At 63.7% G+C, this 18,706-nt stretch carries 18 protein-coding genes; 8 read left to right on the forward strand and 10 right to left on the reverse strand.

All coding sequences use genetic code 11. From position 1 onward, the window contains the following. Positions 1-117 precede the first annotated feature (117 nt). Complete coding sequence (locus tag APH27_RS05230) at positions 118-444, forward strand: DUF1820 family protein (protein ID WP_060484191.1); 327 nt, start codon at positions 118-120, stop codon at positions 442-444. Between the two features lie 3 nt (positions 445-447). On the opposite strand, the gene APH27_RS05235 is transcribed toward APH27_RS05230, so the two are convergent. The 4 genes from APH27_RS05235 to APH27_RS05250 all read right to left on the reverse strand — a co-directional run bounded on the left by APH27_RS05235 (position 448) and on the right by APH27_RS05250 (position 3,943). Further along, positions 448-993 carry a tetratricopeptide repeat protein gene (locus tag APH27_RS05235; RefSeq protein WP_060484192.1) on the reverse strand — a complete coding sequence of 182 codons (546 nt, stop codon included), beginning with the start codon at positions 991-993 and terminating at the stop codon, positions 448-450. A 214-nt stretch (positions 994-1,207) separates the two neighbouring features. After that, positions 1,208-2,491 (reverse strand): glutamate-1-semialdehyde 2,1-aminomutase, encoded by a 1,284-nt coding sequence (hemL, locus tag APH27_RS05240; protein WP_027917754.1) that lies wholly within the window; start codon positions 2,489-2,491, stop codon positions 1,208-1,210. A gap of 17 nt (positions 2,492-2,508) precedes the next feature. Next, complete coding sequence (thiE, locus tag APH27_RS05245; RefSeq protein WP_027917753.1) at positions 2,509-3,132, reverse strand: thiamine phosphate synthase; 624 nt, start codon at positions 3,130-3,132, stop codon at positions 2,509-2,511. A 13-nt stretch (positions 3,133-3,145) separates the two neighbouring features. Next, positions 3,146-3,943, reverse strand: coding sequence for a hydroxymethylpyrimidine/phosphomethylpyrimidine kinase (locus APH27_RS05250; protein ID WP_027917752.1), 798 nt, complete (start codon positions 3,941-3,943; stop codon positions 3,146-3,148). Positions 3,944-4,208: 265 nt separating this feature from the next. Here APH27_RS05250 and APH27_RS05255 point away from each other — a divergent pair, with 265 nt between their 5' ends. The 4 genes from APH27_RS05255 to APH27_RS05270 all read left to right on the forward strand — a co-directional run bounded on the left by APH27_RS05255 (position 4,209) and on the right by APH27_RS05270 (position 10,293). Further along, complete coding sequence (locus APH27_RS05255; RefSeq protein WP_060484193.1) at positions 4,209-6,200, forward strand: hybrid sensor histidine kinase/response regulator; 1,992 nt, start codon at positions 4,209-4,211, stop codon at positions 6,198-6,200. 163 nt (positions 6,201-6,363) lie between these two features. Continuing rightward, positions 6,364-8,016, forward strand: a complete 1,653-nt coding sequence (locus APH27_RS05260; RefSeq protein ID WP_027917750.1) for an acyl-CoA dehydrogenase family protein — start codon at positions 6,364-6,366, stop codon at positions 8,014-8,016. 141 nt (positions 8,017-8,157) lie between these two features. Next, on the forward strand, positions 8,158-9,657 hold the full coding sequence (amn, locus tag APH27_RS05265) for an AMP nucleosidase (protein ID WP_177331643.1): 1,500 nt from the start codon (positions 8,158-8,160) through the stop codon (positions 9,655-9,657). A 6-nt stretch (positions 9,658-9,663) separates the two neighbouring features. Then, on the forward strand, positions 9,664-10,293 hold the full coding sequence (locus tag APH27_RS05270; RefSeq protein ID WP_060484194.1) for a pseudouridine synthase: 630 nt from the start codon (positions 9,664-9,666) through the stop codon (positions 10,291-10,293). Here the strand turns inward: APH27_RS05270 and APH27_RS05275 are convergent. Together APH27_RS05275 and APH27_RS05280 are read right to left on the reverse strand one after the other, a co-directional pair. Further along, entirely contained in the window at positions 10,290-10,493 is a 204-nt protein-coding gene (locus APH27_RS05275) for a DUF2788 domain-containing protein (protein ID WP_027917747.1), read from the reverse strand. The two genes, APH27_RS05270 and APH27_RS05275, sit on opposite strands and share 4 nt — an antisense overlap. Positions 10,494-10,545: 52 nt before the next feature. Next, positions 10,546-11,022 (reverse strand): Lrp/AsnC family transcriptional regulator, encoded by a 477-nt coding sequence (locus tag APH27_RS05280; protein ID WP_003249795.1) that lies wholly within the window; start codon positions 11,020-11,022, stop codon positions 10,546-10,548. A 391-nt stretch (positions 11,023-11,413) separates the two neighbouring features. Here APH27_RS05280 and APH27_RS05285 point away from each other — a divergent pair, with 391 nt between their 5' ends. After that, complete coding sequence (locus tag APH27_RS05285; protein ID WP_060484195.1) at positions 11,414-12,232, forward strand: DUF6515 family protein; 819 nt, start codon at positions 11,414-11,416, stop codon at positions 12,230-12,232. A 75-nt stretch (positions 12,233-12,307) separates the two neighbouring features. On the opposite strand, the gene APH27_RS05290 is transcribed toward APH27_RS05285, so the two are convergent. Beyond that, entirely contained in the window at positions 12,308-13,177 is an 870-nt protein-coding gene (locus APH27_RS05290; protein ID WP_060484196.1) for a cation diffusion facilitator family transporter, read from the reverse strand. A 25-nt stretch (positions 13,178-13,202) separates the two neighbouring features. Then, the gene (locus APH27_RS05295; RefSeq protein ID WP_027917744.1) at positions 13,203-13,622 is read right to left on the reverse strand and encodes a hypothetical protein; all 420 of its coding nucleotides are present in this window, start codon (positions 13,620-13,622) and stop codon (positions 13,203-13,205) included. 115 nt (positions 13,623-13,737) lie between these two features. Here APH27_RS05295 and hrpB point away from each other — a divergent pair, with 115 nt between their 5' ends. Continuing rightward, a complete protein-coding gene (gene hrpB / locus APH27_RS05300; protein ID WP_060484197.1) occupies positions 13,738-16,266 on the forward strand; it encodes an ATP-dependent helicase HrpB in 2,529 nt (842 codons plus the stop codon). Positions 16,267-16,276: 10 nt separating this feature from the next. Here hrpB and APH27_RS27095 read toward each other — a convergent pair whose 3' ends face one another. Next, positions 16,277-16,507 (reverse strand): hypothetical protein, encoded by a 231-nt coding sequence (locus tag APH27_RS27095; RefSeq protein WP_371262698.1) that lies wholly within the window; start codon positions 16,505-16,507, stop codon positions 16,277-16,279. A 536-nt stretch (positions 16,508-17,043) separates the two neighbouring features. Then, the gene (locus APH27_RS05310) at positions 17,044-17,700 is read right to left on the reverse strand and encodes a YciC family protein (protein WP_027917742.1); all 657 of its coding nucleotides are present in this window, start codon (positions 17,698-17,700) and stop codon (positions 17,044-17,046) included. 155 nt (positions 17,701-17,855) lie between these two features. Here APH27_RS05310 and APH27_RS05315 point away from each other — a divergent pair, with 155 nt between their 5' ends. Beyond that, positions 17,856-18,623 carry a DUF2076 domain-containing protein gene (locus tag APH27_RS05315; protein ID WP_060484198.1) on the forward strand — a complete coding sequence of 256 codons (768 nt, stop codon included), beginning with the start codon at positions 17,856-17,858 and terminating at the stop codon, positions 18,621-18,623. Positions 18,624-18,706 lie beyond the last annotated feature (83 nt).

Here is an 18,706-nt window from a genome sequence, read left to right on the forward strand (position 1 = left end):
GCAGCTACTGCGCCACCCTGAGGGCTGCGGATAACCTGTGGGAGCGGGTTTGCCCGCGAAGCGGCCGGAACAGGTATCATGCGCGCCATTTCTTACGCATGTGTTAACCCGCCGAACATGAGCAAACGCGAACCCGCCATTTATAAAGTGATCTTCCTCAACCAGGGGCAGGTCTTCGAGATGTATGCCAAGCAGATCTACCAGAGCGACCTGTGGGGTTTTCTGGAAATCGAAGCGTTCGTTTTCGGCGAGCGCACCCAGGTGGTGGTCGACCCGAGCGAAGAAAAACTCAAGAACCAGTTCGAAGGGGTGATCCGCAGCTTCGTGCCGATGCATTCGATCGTGCGCATCGATGAGGTAGAACGCCTGGGTACGGCCAAGATCAGCGAGGCCAAGGCCAGCGGCAACGTGATGCCGTTCCCCATGCCGATGCCGGAGAAGTAAGGCTCAGGGGAGTGGCGAGAACGGCGTGCGCCCTTCGGCGTTCTGCAGTTCGAGCAGGTATTTACGGAAGATCTGGCCGAGTACCTGGGTGGCGTGCTCCAGTTCGTCGCGCGGCATCTGCTCGGAGACTTCGTCGGCCATGTCCAGCGCATCTTCGGCGCCGTTCACCGCGGCCATCTTCAGCAGGATATAGGCCTGCACGTTGTTGGCCTTGACCCCTTCGCCATGGAAGAACATGGCGCCAAGGCGGTACTGGGCTTCGGCGTGGCCTTGCAGCGAGGCCTTTTCGAACCAGTCCAGGGCCTTTTTCAGGTCTTTCGGCGTCAGCGTGTAGTAATACTCGCCCAGCTCGAACTGTGCCTGGGCGTCCCCGGTCGCCGCTGTTTCCTCGCAGGCTTTCAGCGCGTTCTGCAGGTCTTCTGGCTGAACATTGAGCGTGCAGCGCCCCGTTGCCGGAATCAGCAACGAGTTACCGCCCTCCGCCAGGGCCAGCAGGGGCTGAAGAAGCAACAGGCAGCCCAAGGTCAGGGCGCGGCCGGTGCGGTTCATGGGGATCGACTTACCTCTGCAAAGCTGCGGCCAATGTCTCTGGTGGCACATTATGGGATAAGCAGCGCCAACCTTACAAAGTTTTACGCGAAATTCTGTCCGGGTGGGGAGGATAACTGATTGTGCAGGACCTTTTATTGCCTGTGCCGGCCTCTGTGGGAGCGGCGGTTCGGCGCCTCGACTTGCCCGCGAAGAGGCCGACACAGTTATTGCATTACTTCAGTGCGGCGAAGGCCTTTTCAGCAGCATCCAAGGTGATCTGCAGCTCTTTCTCCCCATGGACGATCGACGTGAAGCCCGCCTCGAACGCACTCGGCGCCAGGTACACGCCACCGTCGAGCATCAGGTGGAAGAAGCGCTTGAAGCGCTCGGCGTCGCTGGCCATCACATCGTCGAAGGTGACGATGTCGTCGGCACCACTGAAATACAGGCCGAACATGGCGCCCGCCTGTGTGGTGACGAACGGCACGCCCGCGGCATCGGCGCGCTGCTGCAGGCCGTCGAGCATACGGCTGGTAAAGGCGCTCAATTCGTCATGGAAGCCAGGGCGGCTGATCAGCTTAAGGGTGGTCAGGCCAGCGGCCATTGCCAGCGGGTTGCCCGACAGCGTACCGGCCTGATAGACCGGGCCCAACGGGGCGATGCAGCCCATGATTTCGCGTTTGCCGCCGAAGCAGCCCACCGGCATGCCACCACCGACGATCTTGCCGAAGGTCGACAGGTCCGGCTTGATCCCGTAGTAACCCTGGGCGCCGCCCAGCGAAACGCGGAAACCGGTCATCACTTCGTCAAAAATCAGCACCACGCCATGCTTGTCGCACTGCTCGCGCAGGCCTTCGAGGAAGCCAGGCGCCGGTGGCACGCAGTTCATGTTGCCAGCCACCGGTTCGACGATGATGCAGGCCACGGTCTGGCCGACCTCGGCCAGGGTCTTCTCGACGGCGGCGATATCGTTGAACGGCAGGGTCAGGGTGTGCTTGGCGAAGTCCGCCGGTACGCCTGCCGAGCTCGGCACGCCTTGAGTCAGCAGGCCGGAACCGGCTTTTACCAGCAGGCTGTCGGAGTGCCCGTGGTAGCAGCCTTCGAACTTGATGATGGCGTCACGGCCGGTATAGCCACGGGCCAGACGGATGGCGCTCATGGTCGCTTCGGTGCCGGAGCTGACCATGCGTACCATTTCCATCGATGGCACCAGCGAGCAGACCAGGTCGGCCATCTCGGTCTCCATCGCAGTCGGCGCGCCATAGGACAGTCCGTGCTGCAACTGGTTACGCACGGCGTCCAGTACTTCCGGGTGCCCGTGGCCGAGAATCATCGGGCCCCACGAGCCGACATAGTCGACGTAGCGCTTGTCATCTTCGTCGACGACGTAGGCACCTTCGGCATGCTTGAAGAACAGCGGAGTGCCGCCGACGCTCTTGAAAGCGCGGACCGGCGAGTTGACGCCGCCTGGGATGTGTTTCTGGGCTTTGGCGAACAGGTCTTCGGAACGGGACATGGGATCTTCTCTCGAAATCAGGAAGCGAACAGGGCGTTGAAGGCGCGGGCGCGGCGGGTGACTTCCTGCGCGCTGTCGGCACCGAACAGGCCGTGGATCACCGCCAGCAGGTCGGCACCATGGGCGATCAGCGGGGCGGCGTTGTCGAGGGTGATACCACCGATCACGGCGATCGGCAGTTTCACCTGGGCACGGGCCTGCTCCAGCAGGTCGACGTTGGCGGCCGGCGCACCCGGTTTGGTGACGGAATTGAAGAAGCGGCCGAAGGCCACGTAGCTGGCACCTTCGCTGGCGGCCTGGGCGGCCAGCTCGAGGTTTGCGTGGCAGGTCGAGCCGATGATTGCCTGGCGGCCGAGCAGCGCGCGAGCCGGTGTCAGCGGGCCATCGGTCTGGCCCAGGTGCACGCCGACACCCAGGCGCGCGGCCAGTTCGGCATCGTCGTTGATGATCAGTTGTGTGCCATAACGCTCGCAAAGCTTCATCAGCGCTTCGGCCTCGCGCAACCGGCGGGCGGCGTCGTCGCTCTTGTCGCGGTACTGCAGCAGGCACACCCCGCCTTCCAGCGCGGCTTCGACGTGGGACAGGAAACGGCCGGCGAGCAGCTGGCTGTCGGTGATTGCGTACAGACCGCGTAGCTTCATTGAAAGCCTCGTATCAGGAGCAGAAATCCAGGGGCAGGCGGCGCGGGACGAACTGGCCTTTGCCCAGCTGCTCGGCGTCGCGCAGGGTGCGCCAGGTGTAATCCAGGGCGCTTTTCACCGCGCTTTGCAGTTGCTCGCCAAGGGCCAGGCGACCGGCCAGGGCGCTGGCCAGGGTGCAGCCCGAGCCATGATAGCTGCCCGGCAGGCGCTGGCAGGTCCAGGTGTGGCTCTGGCCGTCGCGGCTGTACAGGCGGTTGTGGATTTCGTCCTCGTCGCCGTGACCACCGGTAATCAGCAGGTGTCTACAGAACGGCAACAGTTTTTCGGCACACTCGTCGGCAGTGCCGTCAGGCAGTTCGGCGAGGATGCGCGCTTCTGGCAGGTTCGGCGTGGCGATGGTCGCCAGCGGCAGCAGGCGTTCGCGCAGGGCATAGCCAACTTCGTCCTTGCCCAGGCGGCCACCGCCACCGGCACGCAGCACCGGGTCGCAGACCAGCGGCAGGTGCGGGTGGGCACTGAGCAGCTCGGCGACGGTGTCGACCATGCCGATCGAGCCGAGCATGCCCAGCTTCACGGCGGCGACCGTGGAGTCGGCCAGCACGGCATTGGCCTGGGCCAGGACCCATTCGCGGTCGAGCACGCGGAAGTCGGAAACGTTGACGGTATCCTGCACGGTCAGGGCGGTCACGGTAGGTGCAGCGTGACAGCCTTGGGCGATCAGGGCTTCGATATCTGCCTGCAAGCCGGCGCCGCCACTTGGGTCGTGGCCGGAGAGACAGAGGACAACGGGGCGGGAGCTGTAGGTATTCATGGTCGGCGAGCTTACCACCAAACCCATTTGTGCGGATCGTCCTACAAACGAGATTTGTTGATCGAGCGGTCAAATTTTATTGGCAATTACCTCTGAAAGCATTGATTTAGAGGCTTTTACCCAAAAATTGAAGTGGCCCATCGCCAGGGTTGAAAGCTATGCTAGAGTGCTCGGATAACTCGACAAACGGGCTCTGCCGGATTTCGTCGTCTCAAAAGGATTGGAGGCCATCGCGACGCGACCGGACAGGCCATGCTGGGGCTGTATGCGCTATTTGCTGATCATGCTTCTGGGCTTGCTGCCCGCGCTGGCTGGAGCCGTCGAATTCGACGAGGCGACCCGGCACCTTCCATTGGGCAAAGTCATGCAGGTCTACGAGGACCGTGATGGCAGCGCCAGCATCGCCCAGGTCAGCGCGCCCATTTTCGCCAGCCGTTTCCGCACGCATCGCGAGGATGTGCTGAACGCCGGCTACTCGAATTCGGTGTTCTGGCTCAAGGTCGACCTGCACTACGTCGCCTCTGCCAATGCATTGCCACGTCAGTGGTTGCTGGAGCTGGCATACCCGCCTATGGACCATATCGAGCTGTACTTGCCGGGCAGCGATGGCGAGTTCCGCCTGGCCCAGCGTACCGGCGACGCCTTGCCCTACGACAGCCGCCAGATACGCCAGAACAATTACCTGTTTGAACTACCCCTGCAGCCGGGGCAGTCGACCACCGCCTACCTGCGCCTGCACAGTCAGGGTTCGGTGCAGGCACCGCTGGCGTTGTGGTCCGCCGAGGCCTACATGGAAGATCAGCCGACCCGCCTTTATGTGCTGGGCATGATCTACGGCGTGCTGCTGGTGATGGCGGTGTACAACCTGTTCATCTACCTCAGCGTGCGTGACGTCAGTTACCTCTACTACATCCTCTACATTGCCTCGTTCGGCCTTTATCAGGTTTCGGTCAACGGGGCGGGAGTCGCCTATTTCTGGCCGGACAGCCCGTGGTGGGCCAACGCCGCAACGCCTTTGTTCATTGGCGCTGCGGGCCTGTTCGGTTGCCAGTTCGCACGTCACTTCCTGCAGTTGGGCAATATCAGCCGCGGCCTGGACCGGCTGCTGCAGTTCCTGATGCTGGGTGGCGTGCTGGTGATGGTGCTGTCGGTGAGCATGCGCTACGGCATCGCCTTGCGCATGGCCACGGTACTGGCTTTGCTGTTCACCGTAAGCATCTTTGCCGCCGGCTTGTATGCCTGGGTACGTGGCTTGCGCGTGGCGCGCTGGTTCATCATTGCCTGGACCGCGTTTCTGCTCGGTGGGCTGGTCAACACCCTGATGGTGCTGGGTTACCTGCCCAACCTGTTCATCACCATGTACGCCAGCCAGTTGGGTTCGGCGCTGGAAGTCGCGTTGCTGTCGCTGGCCCTGGCTGATCGCATCAACAGCATGCGCGAACAGCAGGCGCAGACCCTGCGTGATACAGGCCTGGCGTTGGAGCAGATGAACCAGCAACTGGCCAGAAGCAACCACCTCAAAGACGAATTCCTCGCCACCGTCACCCACGAACTGCGTACGCCGATGAATGGCGTGATCGGCTCGCTCGAACTGATGCACACGTTGCCCATGAGTGCCGAGATGGCCCAGTACCACCGCACAGCGGTCGGTTCGGCCCAGGACATGATGGACATGGTTGACGACATTCTCACCCTGACCGAACTGCAGGCTGGCCGCATGCGCCCGCAGGCCATGCCGTTCAGCTTGCGGCGCACATTGCAGGACCTGCGTGCCGGCTATGCCGGAACGGCCTTGGGCAAGGGCTTGTACCTGAGCCTGGACATCCCCGCCGAGTTGCCGGACGAGTTGCTGGGCGATGCGCAGAAAGTGGCGCGCTGCCTGGGCTGCCTGGTAGACAACGGCCTGAAGTTCACGCACCAGGGTGGGGTGATGGTGCAGGTTCGCGGTCGCCGCCTTGGCCCTGAAAGCCTCGCGTTGAGTTTTACCATCAGCGACAGCGGCATCGGTTTCGACGACCTGGACCAGGCGATCCTCTACCAGCGGTTCTTCCAGGTCGACGGTTCGATGACCCGGCGCTATGGCGGACTGGGTATTGGCTTGTCGATCTGCCGGCAGCTCGCCGAGTTGCTTGGTGGCAAGCTGTCTCATGAGTCGACGCGGGGGCTAGGGAGCCGGTTTGAGCTGACCTTGAATGTGGCCATTGCCCAGGTGCAGATGCCGCCGGGCAGAGCTGTTTCGGGGGTTACGCGGTTCTAGGTGCATGCCTTGAGGGCTTGGCGCCTGTGAGACCTTGTGGCGAGCCCTTGGTAGACCTGAGTCTCCCCCCTCGCCACATGTTTAGTCATTAATGTCACTTTGACTGACCCGCAGGGAGTGCTTCACTGGGCCTTTCAGGCATGCCCGGATCCAGGAGCTCCCGATGAACCTGCACCAGTACGCTGAAACCCACGAAGTCACCAACCAGCCGCCGCCACTCGACGGTGCCAACCTCTATCGCCTCGACCTGCCATTGCAGGAGTGGTCACGGCGCTTCGGGGCCGGTTGGGCCGAATCGCGGATCGACGCCTATGGCGCCCTGGCGGGCGGGCCGCTGATGGCCGCAGGCTTCCTGGCCAATGCGCACAAGCCGGAATTCAGCAGCCATGACCGCTACGGCCATCGCATCGACCTGGTCGAGTTTCACCCCGCCTATCACGAGCTGATGCGCACCGCCGTCGAACACGGCCTGCCTTCATTGCCCTGGGCCGAGCCTAGGCCTGGAGCCCATGTGGCGCGGGCGTCGATGACCTACCTGCACAGCCAGGCCGAAGCCGGTAGCGGCTGCCCGCTGACCATGACCTTCGCTGCCGTGCCCGCGCTCAGGCTGCAGCCCGAGCTGGCCGAATACTGGCTGCCGAAGATCCTTGCCTGCGAGTACGACCCGCGCAATGTCGGCGACCGGCACAAGGCCGGGGTGACAATTGGCATGGCCATGACCGAGAAACAGGGTGGCACCGATGTGCGCGCCAATACTACGCGCGCTTACCCGGTCGGCAGCGCCGGCCCGGGGCAGCCCTACGAGCTGGTCGGGCACAAGTGGTTCTGCTCGGCGCCAATGTGCGACGCCTTCCTGACCCTGGCGCAGACCGACAAAGGCCTGAGCTGCTTTTTGTTGCCGCGCCACCGGCCCGATGACAGCCGCAACCAGTTCTACATCCAGCGCCTGAAGAACAAGCTGGGCAACAGCTCCAATGCCTCCAGCGAAGTCGAGTTTCGTGGTGCTTTGGCGTGGATGGTCGGCGAGGAGGGGCGCGGCGTGCCGACCATCATCGAGATGGTCGCCATGACCCGCTTCGACTGCATGGTCGGCTCCAGCGCACTGATGCGTCAGGCGCTGACTCAGGCTGCACACCACTGTGCCCATCGCAAGGTCGGTGGCCGGGTGCTGAACGAACAACCACTGATGCAGAACGTGCTGGCCGACCTGGCCCTTGAAAGCGAGGCGGCGCTGGCCCTGAGCCTGCGCATGGGGCAAGCCCTGGAGCAGCTCGACGACCCGCAGCAGGCGCACTTCGCGCGGCTGGTCACGGCAGTGGGCAAGTACTGGATCTGCAAGCGGGCGCCGGCAATGATCAACGAGGCCGCCGAGTGCCTGGGCGGTGCGGGTTACGTCGAAGACAGCATCCTGCCGCGGCTGTACCGCGAAGCACCGGTCAACTCGACCTGGGAGGGCTCGGGTAACGTGCAATGCCTGGACGTGTTGCGCGCGTTGTCCAAGGAGCCTGGGGTGCTCGATGCTCTGTTCGCCGAGCTAGGCGACGGGCATGGTGACCCACGCCTGGCCGCGCATATCGGCAACCTCAAAGGGGCGTTTGCCGATACCAGCGATATCCAGTACCGGGCACGGCAGCTGACCGAGGACATCGCCCTGGCGCTGCAGGCCAAGCTGCTGCTGGAGGCGGGTAATGCCGTGGTCAGCGATGCGTTCATCGGTAGCCGGTTGGCCGGTGGCGGGCGGGTGTATGGCGCATTGCCGCGCGGGGTGGATGCCGTGGCACTGGTGGCTCGGGCAACACCAGCCTGGGCAGGCTGAGTTGCCTTCTTCGCGGGCAGACTCGCACCCACCGGATTATCACCGACCTTGAAGGTGGCGCAGCTTGTGTGAAAGCGGGTTTGCCCGCGAAGAAGGCGACACCGATCAATGGGGATGTATTTACCCAAGAAGGCAGGCAAGATGGCTTACAACGCATGTCCAGACAGGAAGCCCAGTGTGAGCCAAGCTTTTGTAGTCGTTGATACCCCCGAACAGGCCGTCGACCGTCTGGCGGCCTTGCATGAACAGGCCACCGGGGCCCTGAGCCAGGCCCTCAAGCGTTACCTCAAGGACCGTACCGAGCCGGATGCCGACGAGCGCGCCTTGTACCGCTATCCGGCCCTGCGCCTGACCTACTACAGCCACGGCGAAGTTGCTGCCACTACCCGCGCCTATGCCAAGGTCCAGGTAGCGGGCACATACAGTGTCACTGTCACCCAGCCCGCGGCATTCCGCGGTTACCTGCTGGAGCAACTGCGCCCGTTGATGCACGACTACACGGTGACCGTGGAAGTCGGCGTCAGCGAACAGAACATCCCGTACCCCTATGTGGTCGATCAGGGCGATGAGCTGGCTGGCAGCGGCATCACCGCCGCCGAGCTGGCGCGGGTGTTCCCCAGCACAGACCTGTCGGCGGCCACCGACAACATTGCCGACGGCCTCTACGACTGGGGCAACGCCGAAACCCTGCCGCTGGCGCTGTTCGATGCCGCCCGCGTGGACTTCTCCCTACGCCGCCTGGTGCACTACACCGGCAGCGACTGGCGCCACGTGCAGCCGTGGATCCTGCTGACCAACTATCACCGTTATGTCGACCAGTTCATCAGCCATGGCCTTGAGCAACTGCGTGAAGACCCGCGCTTCGTACGCATGGTGCTGCCGGGCAACGTGATGATCGAGAAGGGCATGGACCACGGCGAAGCTCAAGCCCTGGTGGCCAGTGTGGTCTGGCACCGCTACCAGATGCCGGCCTACCATCTTATCGCTGGCGACGGCGATGGCGTGACCCTGGTCAACATCGGCGTCGGCCCGTCCAATGCCAAGAACATTACCGACCACCTGGCGGTGCTGCGCCCGCACTGCTGGCTGATGATCGGCCACTGCGGTGGGCTGCGCCAGTCGCAGACCATCGGCGACTATGTGCTGGCCCACGCCTACATGCGCCGCGACGGTATTCTCGACCGCGTGGTACCGCCGAACATTCCGATCCCGGCGCTGGCTGAAGTACAGCTGGCGCTGCAGGAAGCCGCAGCGCAGGTAACCGGCGAGCGTGGCGAAGAGCTGAAAAAGCGCCTGCGCACCGGCACCGTGTTGACCTACGACGACCGCAACTGGGAGCTGCGCTGGGCCCAGGAGCGACCCTTGATCAACCTGTCGCGCGCCGTGGCGGTGGACATGGAGAGCGGCACCATCGCTGCCCAGGGTTATCGCCTGCGGGTACCTTACGGCACCTTGCTGTGCGTTTCCGACAAGCCGCTGCACAGCGAAATCAAGCTGCCGGGTTCGGCCAACGCCTTCTACAACCGTGCGGTCAGCCAGCACCTGAAAATCGGCATCGCCGCCCTCGACCTGCTGCGCACCGAGCTCAATTCGTTGCACTCGCGTAAACTGCGCAGCTTCGATGAGCCGCCGTTCCGCTGAGGATCCATGCCACTGCCCCCCCGTTCCAAGCCGCGCCACCCCCAGGCGCGGCCTGCCGGCCCCCGTCGCCAGGCCAAGGCGCCACCGGCCGAGCCACGCCTGATTCTGTTCAACAAGCCGTTCGATGTACTGACTCAGTTCAGCGACGGTGAGGGGCGCGCGACCCTCAAGGATTTCATCGACATCCCGGGTGTATACCCGGCCGGGCGGCTCGACCGCGACAGCGAAGGCTTGTTGCTGCTGACCAACGATGGCGGGCTGCAGGCGCGCATTGCCGACCCGAAGCACAAGCTGCCCAAGACCTACTGGGTGCAGGTGGAGGGCGAGCCGAGCGACGAACAGATCCAGCGTTTGCGCGATGGTGTGGAACTGAATGACGGCCCAACCTTGCCCGCCGAAGCCCGGCGTCTGGACGAGCCCGAGCTATGGCCACGCAATCCGCCGGTACGCTTTCGCAAAAGTGTGCCTACCCGCTGGCTGGAACTGGTGATCCGCGAGGGGCGCAACCGCCAGGTGCGGCGAATGACTGCTGCCGTGGGTTTGCCGACCTTGCGCCTGGTGCGGGTGCGGATCGGTGACTGGGCATTGGATGGGCTGGAGCAGGGGTGCTGGCGCGAAGTGGCGCCAAAGCTTTAGACCCCTTCGAGAAACGCCACCACCACGCTCTTGATGATGAAGGCCAGCACCCCCAGCCCAAGCACGAAGAACAGGATCATCGTGCCAAAGCGCCCGGCCTTGGATTTTTTCGCCAGGTCCCAGACGATGAAGCCCATGAAACCGATCAATACGGTGACCAGGACGATCATCATCCACTCTTCGAATACGGCGGGATCCATCTGTGTTCTCCAGGCAGGCTGAGCTTGCGATTATACGCGGGAGGGCCGGCGCTTAGCGCAGGTGGGTCAATGGCAGCTCGGTGCTCGCCAGCACCTGGTTGAGCACGAAGCTCGAGCGCACGCTGGTAACGCCTTCGATGCGGGTCAGGCTGCCTAGTAGCAATTTCTGGTAGTGGTCCATGTCCGGCACCACCACCTTGAGCTGATAGTCGGCATCCATACCAGTGACCAGGCTGCACTCGAGCACCTGCGGCAGGTTACGGATGGCGGCTTCGAAGGTCTCGAAGCGTTCCGGGGTGTGCCGGTCCATGCCGATCAGCACGTAGGCGGTCAGGCTCAGGCCAAGCTTCTTGCGGTCGAGCAGGGCGACCTGGCGCGAGATATAGCCGTCGTCTTCCAGTTGCTTGACCCGACGCGAGCATGGCGATGGCGACAGGCCGATGCGTTCGGCCAGCTCCTGGTTGGAGATGCGCGCGTCACGCTGCAATTCGGCGAGGATGCTCAGGTCGTAGCGGTCAAGTTTGCTCATGGAAAAGGCCTTTTCTGTTCAAATTGCGGTGAATTATCGATCCAGGGTTAAAAATTGCGCAAGTGCTATTTATCTGAGCAATTTTCGCAATCCTCTGCCGCTACCTCTCCCGTATCGTTACCTACAGAATCACTGCCCGGACATCAGTCCACGGCGACGCGCCCTACGCGGGCGGTCGCGGCCAGCCATCCAACAGGATCTGCAGGCCCCCGGGCTACACAGCTTTCAGAAGACGCTGTGAGGTGAGCCGGCGCCACAAGTGCCGAGCACGGACGACAATTCTCAAAGGGAGGCCAATGGCCTCCCTTTTTTCATGGCCGCGATTTCATCTGCCTGTGGTGCCGGCGCGGTAGACTGGCAGCCTGCCGTTTTCTTTACCGTGAGGAACAACATGAAGTCGCGCATCTGGCAGTTGGCAGGTGTTGGTTTGCTGGGTTTGAGCATCAGCTTCGGGGCCATGGCCGAAGGGCCGGGCGAGGGGCGTGCCAACGAGGGGGGGCCGGGCCGCTCACTCAACGCGCGTGACGAAGTGCAGCAGACCCAGCCCGCGCGGCAGGGCTACTACCAGGATATCCCTCGGCACAATGGCGACAATCGCCACTGGCAAGCCGGCGGCCCGGGGCAACGGCCCGGTGGCGACTGGCAGGGGCGCCCGGACGGCCACGGTAACGGCTGGGGCCCCGGGCCGCAGTATCGCCCGGGGCACACCATTGACCACTTCCCGGACCGCTACTGGAAAGTGCCGTATCGCGGCCATGACTACTTCTACTCCGGTGGTTACTGGTACCGCCCGCACGGTGGTAGCTACGTGGTGGTGACCCCACCCTACGGCGTGCGGGTCAACTACCTGCCGTCCTATGCGCGGGAGGTCTGGCTGGGGGGAGCGCTGTTCTTCCTGGTGGCCGACACCTATTACCAGTACCTGGCTGACAGCCAGGAGTACGTCGTAGTCAACCCGCCCGCCATGGCACCGGCACCGTTGCCAGCGGCAGCCCCGGCCGGCAACAGCTATGACGTGATTGCCTACCCGATGTACGGCCAAGGGCAGGAGCAGCAGGACCAGGACCGCTATCAGTGTCACCGCTGGGCCGTGAGCCAGTCAGGTTTCGACCCGGCAACGGCGCCCTATGCACCGCCCGTCGAGGTGGCGAGCAACTACCGCCGTGCGCTGGGCGCTTGCTTCAGTGGCCGCGGCTACAGCATCAACTGAAGCCGGCAAGCGCGGCTCCCCCAGGGGATCGCGCCAGCTTAAAGAAATTGAGCAAGACAGTTGCTCTCACAGAGATCACACCGGGTCGGCATGCACCATCACATCCGCCTGTGGATAACGCTGGCGGATGACTGCCGATGCCCGTACGCACAAGTCGTGGGCCTCATGCAGCGGCAACTGCCCGGGTAACTCAAGGTGCAGTTGCACGAACCATTGGTTGCCCGACACCCGCGTACGCAGGTCATGCACACCTTTTACGCCAGGAATGCCCAGGACCAGTTCGACCATCCCTTCGCCAATGTCTGCGGGCAATTCCTTGTCCATGAGAATCGCCGTGCTTTCGCGGGCGATCTGCAGTGCACTCCAGAGGATGTAGAACGCGATGCCCAGACCGAACAGCGCGTCCAGTTGCGGCCAGCCGAAGCGTGCCAGCAGCAGCGCGAGCAGAATGCTGCCATTGAGCAGCAGGTCGGAGCGGTAATGCAGCGAGTCGGCGCGCACTGCGGTCGAGCCAGTCAGGCGAATGACCTTGCGCTGCAATGCCAGCAAGGCGACGGTGAGCGCCAGCGACAGCAGCATCACGCCGATGCCGATGGCGGTGTCACCCAGCGGCTGCGGGGTTTGCAGGCGCTCGACAGCCTGTACCCCGATCAGCACCGCGCTTACCCCGATGAACAATGCCTGGGCCATGCCGGCCAGGGCCTCGGCCTTGCCGTGGCCGAAGCGGTGGTCGTCATCGGCCGGGCGCAGGGCATAATGCACAGCCAGCAGGTTGAGGAACGAGGCGACGGCATCCAGTGCCGAGTCGGTCAACCCGGCCAGCAGGCTGACCGAACCGCTCAGCCACCAGGCCACCGCCTTGCTCACGACCAGGATGCTGGCCACAGCCAGTGAGGCGCGGGTGGCCAGGCGCAGTAATCGCTGGTGTTCTGCCGGGGTAATCATGCCCAGGGTGATGTCCTCGTGGGTATCAGGCCGCAGGTACCAGGCCCAAGGCCGCCAGCTGCTCGGCGCTGCCGCGGTGCTGGATCAGCCGTGGGTCATCCAGCGGCAGGCGCTGGCCCAGTTCGCTTTCGAGAATGGCCTGCAGCTTGAGGTTGTCGACCTTGCCATCCGGGCTGACGGCATCGCGCAATTTTGCCGGGTCGACCTGGGCGGTGTGCCCGCCCCGGTAGTAGATGGCGCCGGTGGCGAAGTCGATGCCAAAGGCGATCAGGCCCGGGATCACGTAGAACAGGATGCCGATGGCGTCCATGGCGGCGACCACGGGGTCGATCTTGCCGCCGATCTGGCCACGGCGCTCGGGATAGAAAATGGTGCCGCAGGCCGTCAGCTGGGTCAGCAGGGTGACGATCAGGGCCCCACCAATGACGCGGGATGGGATGCGCATGTAAATCTCCGAAAGGTGTTCAGCAGGGCAAGCGAAGCGCCAGCACCTGAAGCTAAGACCATGATAGAGCAGGCTGGGTTCGCCGTTATACTCGCCAGACTGTTCGAGGACCACCATGATTTCTTTACCGATCGATGCTGTCTTGCCTGCCTTGCGCCAAACCCTTGGAAACCGCGACGAAGCCGTGCTCGAAGCCCCACCGGGTGCGGGCAAGACCACCCGCGTGCCGCTGGCGTTGCTCAATGAGCCGTGGCTGGCCGGGCAGACCATTCTCATGCTCGAACCGCGCCGCCTGGCTGCGCGGGCCGCGGCCGAGCGCCTGGCCAGCGAGCTGGGCGAAAAGGTTGGTGAAACCGTGGGCTATCGCATCCGGCTGGACAGCAAGGTCGGGCCGAACACGCGCATCGAAGTGGTCACCGAAGGCATCCTCACCCGCCGGTTGCAGTCCGACCCGGCACTTGAAGGTGTGGGCCTGCTGATCTTCGACGAATTTCATGAGCGCAGCCTGGATGCCGACCTGGCCCTGGCACTGAGCCTCAATGGCCGCGAGCTGTTGCGTGACGACCCACCGCTGAAAATCTTGCTGATGTCCGCGACCCTGGAAGGCGAGCGCCTGTCGCGCTTGCTCGACGACGCGCCAGTGGTCAGCAGCGAAGGGCGCATGCACCCGGTGGATATCCGCTGGGGCCGGCCGTTCCAGCCGGGCGAGTTCATTGAGCCACGGGTTGTGGATAACGTGCTGCTGGCGTTGGCCGAGCAGCCTGGCAGCGTGCTGGTGTTTCTGCCCGGCCAGGCCGAGATCCGCCGTGTGCACCAAGGCCTGCAGGATGCCTTGGGGGAACGACCAGAAGTTCTGCTTTGCCCGCTGCACGGCGAACTCGACCTCAGTGCCCAGCGCGCGGCCATCGACCCGCCAGCCAAGGGCCTGCGCAAGGTGGTGCTGGCCACCAACATCGCCGAGACCAGCCTGACCATCGAGGGTGTGCGCGTTGTCATCGATGCCGGCCTGGCGCGGGTGCCGCGTTTCGACCCGGGCAGTGGCATGACCCGCCTGGATACCCAGCGTATCTCCCGTGCCAGCGCCACCCAGCGGGCCGGCCGCGCGGGGCGCCTGGAGCCGGGGGTGTGTTACCGCCTGTGGTCCGAGGCCCAGCATGACCAGTTGGCTGCCCACGGCAGCGCCGAGATTCTTCAGGCCGACCTTGCCAGCCTGGCTCTGCAACTGGCCCGCTGGGGCGTCAGGCCTGATCAGCTGCGCTGGCTAGACCAGCCACCGGCGGCAGCCTTTTCCCAGGCCCAGGACCTGCTGGCTCGCCTTGGCGCATTCAAGGCGGGCAGCCGCGACAACCTCAGCGACCATGGCCAGGCCATGGCCGAATTGCCGGCCCACCCACGCATCGCCCACCTGCTGCTTCGCGGCCAGGACCTCGGGCTGGCGAGCATGGCCTGCGATGTCGCGGCCCTGCTCGGCGAGCGCGATATCCAGCGCGGTGGCGGTGCCGACCTGCACAGCCGGCTGGCGCTGGTCAGTGGCGAGAGCAAGGCCAGCCGCGCAGGCCAGGGCGGCGTGCAACGCGCCCGGCAGCTCGCCCGCCAGTACCGTGGCCTGCTGCGCGGCAAACCCGGGGCAGCGGTTGCCGACCCCGATCACCCACGCTGGCTCGGTGCCCTCATGGCGCTGGCCTATCCCGATCGAGTCGCCCAGCAGCGGCGCGAGGGCGGTGCTGAATATCGCATGGCCAATGGCCGCGCTGCCTTGTTCGCCGAGGTCGATGCATTGATGAAATGCCCGTGGCTGGTCATCGCCGACCTGGGCAGCCGGCAAGGCCAGCGGGAAGAGCGCATCTACCTGGCCGCCGAGTTCGACCCGGCGCTGCTCGATGGCGTGCTGGCCGAGCAGGTCGAGCACGTCGATATCCTCGACTGGGACGAGCGCGAGCAGGTGTTGCGTGCCGAACGCCAGTCCAAGGTCGGCGAACTGGTGCTCAGCCGCGAACCATTGCCCGGCCTGAGTGATGAAGCCCGCGCCCAGGCACTGGTTGGCCTGGTACGGCGCAAAGGCTTGAATCTGCTGAACTGGACCCCGGAGCTGCGTCAGTGGCAGGCGCGGGTAGCACTGTTGCGTCAGCTGGACTTGCTCAAGGATGGGCAAAGCGAATGGCCCGACCTGGGTGATGAAGCCCTGCTGGCCAGCCTGGAAGACTGGCTGCAACCCTACCTGGGCAAAGTCTCGCGGCTGAGCCATTTCGCTGCGCTGGACCTTTCATCGATCTTGCGCAATCTGCTGCCCTGGCCATTGCCACAGCGCCTGGATGAATGGGCGCCGGCGCATCTGGCGGTGCCGTCCGGCTCGAACATCCGCCTGGACTACAGTGAGAACCCACCGATCCTTGCCGTACGCTTGCAAGAGCTGTTCGGCCTGGCCGACACCCCACGCATCGCCAATGGTCGTCAGCAGGTGAAGTTGCACCTGTTGTCACCGGCTCGGCGGCCGGTGCAGGTGACCCAGGATCTTGCCAACTTCTGGCGTACGACTTATGCCGAGGTGAAGAAGGATCTGAAGGGGAGGTACCCCAAGCACTATTGGCCGGATGATCCATTGGTGGCTGAGGCTACCGCACGGGCCAAGCCGCGCGGCACCTGAAGCGCAGTGTTCAGCTATCTTGCTTGAGCAGGAAGGTGAGCGTTTCGCCGTCTTTCGTGTTCAGCAGGTAATGGGTCTGGTGGTTGTGATGCGGGGTGTCCAGGATGGCTCCCGCCCGGTAGCCCTGATGATCACGCAGGTGACAGATCAGGCCGTGCTCCGACAGCTCCAGCGGTTCGCTCTTCCAGTAATCGGTCACTTCCGACCGCTGGTAGAAGCCTAGGTAACCGTTCAGGCTCAAACCCAGTTTCTTGGGGGATTCGCATTGCCAGAGAGGCTGATGTGGTAATGCAGTCGGTCTTCTGTCTGGGAGTCGAAAGCAAAATACAGGGGTATGGAGTCCTGTAAACCGCCAGCCACGAGCCAGTCGTCCTGGGGCGTTATCCCCCAATACCATTTATCGCGGCTCCTGCTTTGCCCCAGGGCACATGCCTGTCGGTGGCAATTGCATACCGTTGGCCGCTGAACGACCCGGCATAACTATCGTGTATTTGCGAGTCCATAGGGAGGCTATCACCGAGTATCAAGGCTCATCGTACAGAGCTTCATGCCTTCCACTTTTGCATCAGGGCCTCAGCTCAAGCGCGAAGGTAGCGACTTCGCCTTTCTTTAAGTTCGGCGTCACCGGCGGGTGGTTGTAACCCCAGTAGCTTGGTGCATAGTTGATGATCTTTATCTTATTCCCACTCTGCTCGCGCAGGTGGCAAACCAGCGTGTCACCGTCCAGGTATTGCTACCGTCGGGCGTGCGAGCAGAACGAAGACTTTTCCAGATGCCTCAGGCCCCGGCTTCACCTTCCAGCAACATGAACAGGCGATACAGCACCACGGTGCTGAACAGCTGCAGGAAGCCACTCAGGCTGTCCAGGGCCAGTTCGACGCCCGGTGCAGGCTCGGGGAAGGCCATCAGCAACAGCCCGTCGATCAGCCAGATCGGGGCCAGCACACCCAGCACGCAGATCATGATGCGCAGGAAGTGCCCGGTGGTCATGCGCGCACTTTCGCGCATCGACTGCACCACCGGCAGGCCGCGCAGCACCAGCAGGTATTCGGCGAACACCAGGTTGATCATGATCCACACGCCCGGGAACACCAGCAGCGCCAGGCCGGCCATGATCAGCAGCGAGCTGATCGTGATCAGCAGGGCCAGTTGCGGCCACAGCTGCACAGCGCGGGCGAACAGGTCGCGTTTGCGGATGTCCTGGCCGTTGCTGCGGGTGTCCAGGTAAAGGATCAGCGCCGCGCTGTACAGCGGGTAGAACAACAGGCTGACCAGCATGCCGTAGGCCGGCGAGGCCTGGTCGCCCAGTTGGCGGTACAGCAGCTGGGTGATGAGGGCTTCGAGCACCACCAGCGGCAGGCACAGCGGGATGATGCTGGCCAGGTGGCGGCGGAAGAAGTACAGGGAGTCGCGCAGAACGCTCAGCGGATTCATCAGTCAACATCGCAAGACAGTAAAAACAGGGGCCTAACTTTAGCCCAGAGCTGTCACTTGCTGAAAAAAGTTTCACCCGTGCAGTGATTGAATCCTTCGCCCGAGCGCCCCATCTTTGCCATGTCCGATGTCCTGCTAGCCCATGAGGTAGCCCAATGAACACTGATGAACAAACCCTGATCGACGGCCTGTTCGGCCGCATCAAGCAAGCCGAAGACCCAAGCCAGCCACGTGACGCGCAGGCGCAGGCACGGATCGAGGAGCACGTCCGCCAGCAGCCGGCGGCGCCTTACTACATGGCCCAGGCGATTCTGGTTCAGGAAGCCGCGATCAAGCGCCTGGACGAACAGAACAAGCAGCTGGAGGCCGAGCTCAAGCAAGCGCGGGCCCAGCTTGAGGCGACACGTGCCAGCAGTGGCAATGGGGGTGGTGGGTTCCTCTCCAGCATCTTCGGTGCCGGTGCGCGCAATCCGGAGCCAGCTCAGCCGCAGCGCGCCAGCGCGCCGGTAACGTCGGGTGGTGGCTGGCGTGAGCCGAGCGCGCCGGGCTTCTCCCAGTCGCAGCCGCAAGTGCAGGCACAAGCACAACCGCAACAACCCGGCTTTGGCGCCGCACCAGCGCGTAGCGGTGCCAGCAGCTTCCTGGGTGGTGCGATGCAGACCGCTGCGGGGGTTGCCGGTGGCGTGTTGCTGGCGCAAGGCATCAGCAGCCTGTTCAATCACCACTCGCAGCCTGAGGAAGTGGTCGAGGTGATCAAGGAAGAGCCAGTTCCGGCCAGTGACAGCGGCGGCTGGAATGACCAGAGCGGGCAGCAGCAGGTTGCCGACAACGGCGGTTGGGGCAACGACCAGGGCGGCTGGACCGATACCGACTACGGCAACGATGACGGTGGCTTCTTCTCGGATGACGATACGTTCGTCTGACCGGTCTGGCATACTGGCGGCATTTCAGGGGCGCTTTGCGCCCCTTTCGCGGGCAAGCCCGCTCCCACAGGGTACGTGCAACC

Source organism: Pseudomonas sp. NBRC 111123, assembly GCF_001320205.1.
Classification (GTDB): domain Bacteria; phylum Pseudomonadota; class Gammaproteobacteria; order Pseudomonadales; family Pseudomonadaceae; genus Aquipseudomonas; species Aquipseudomonas putida_J.

What these genes read in the sequence shown, in the direction of transcription:
- hemL (WP_027917754.1), bottom strand. Translation starts at nt 2,491, where the DNA reads ATGTCCCGTTCCGAAGACCTGTTCGCCAAAGCCCAGAAACACATCCCA.
- APH27_RS05250 (WP_027917752.1), bottom strand. Translation starts at nt 3,943, where the DNA reads ATGAATACCTACAGCTCCCGCCCCGTTGTCCTCTGTCTCTCCGGCCAC.
- APH27_RS05230 (WP_060484191.1), top strand. Translation starts at nt 118, where the DNA reads ATGAGCAAACGCGAACCCGCCATTTATAAAGTGATCTTCCTCAACCAG.
- thiE (WP_027917753.1), bottom strand. Translation starts at nt 3,132, where the DNA reads ATGAAGCTACGCGGTCTGTACGCAATCACCGACAGCCAGCTGCTCGCC.
- APH27_RS05280 (WP_003249795.1), bottom strand. Translation starts at nt 11,022, where the DNA reads ATGAGCAAACTTGACCGCTACGACCTGAGCATCCTCGCCGAATTGCAG.
- APH27_RS05275 (WP_027917747.1), bottom strand. Translation starts at nt 10,493, where the DNA reads ATGGATCCCGCCGTATTCGAAGAGTGGATGATGATCGTCCTGGTCACC.
- APH27_RS05290 (WP_060484196.1), bottom strand. Translation starts at nt 13,177, where the DNA reads ATGATTACCCCGGCAGAACACCAGCGATTACTGCGCCTGGCCACCCGC.
- APH27_RS05315 (WP_060484198.1), top strand. Translation starts at nt 17,856, where the DNA reads ATGAACACTGATGAACAAACCCTGATCGACGGCCTGTTCGGCCGCATC.
- APH27_RS05270 (WP_060484194.1), top strand. Translation starts at nt 9,664, where the DNA reads ATGCCACTGCCCCCCCGTTCCAAGCCGCGCCACCCCCAGGCGCGGCCT.
- hrpB (WP_060484197.1), top strand. Translation starts at nt 13,738, where the DNA reads ATGATTTCTTTACCGATCGATGCTGTCTTGCCTGCCTTGCGCCAAACC.
- APH27_RS05310 (WP_027917742.1), bottom strand. Translation starts at nt 17,700, where the DNA reads ATGAATCCGCTGAGCGTTCTGCGCGACTCCCTGTACTTCTTCCGCCGC.
- amn (WP_177331643.1), top strand. Translation starts at nt 8,158, where the DNA reads ATGGCTTACAACGCATGTCCAGACAGGAAGCCCAGTGTGAGCCAAGCT.
- APH27_RS05295 (WP_027917744.1), bottom strand. Translation starts at nt 13,622, where the DNA reads ATGCGCATCCCATCCCGCGTCATTGGTGGGGCCCTGATCGTCACCCTG.
- APH27_RS05235 (WP_060484192.1), bottom strand. Translation starts at nt 993, where the DNA reads ATGAACCGCACCGGCCGCGCCCTGACCTTGGGCTGCCTGTTGCTTCTT.
- APH27_RS05285 (WP_060484195.1), top strand. Translation starts at nt 11,414, where the DNA reads ATGAAGTCGCGCATCTGGCAGTTGGCAGGTGTTGGTTTGCTGGGTTTG.
- APH27_RS05255 (WP_060484193.1), top strand. Translation starts at nt 4,209, where the DNA reads ATGCGCTATTTGCTGATCATGCTTCTGGGCTTGCTGCCCGCGCTGGCT.
- APH27_RS05260 (WP_027917750.1), top strand. Translation starts at nt 6,364, where the DNA reads ATGAACCTGCACCAGTACGCTGAAACCCACGAAGTCACCAACCAGCCG.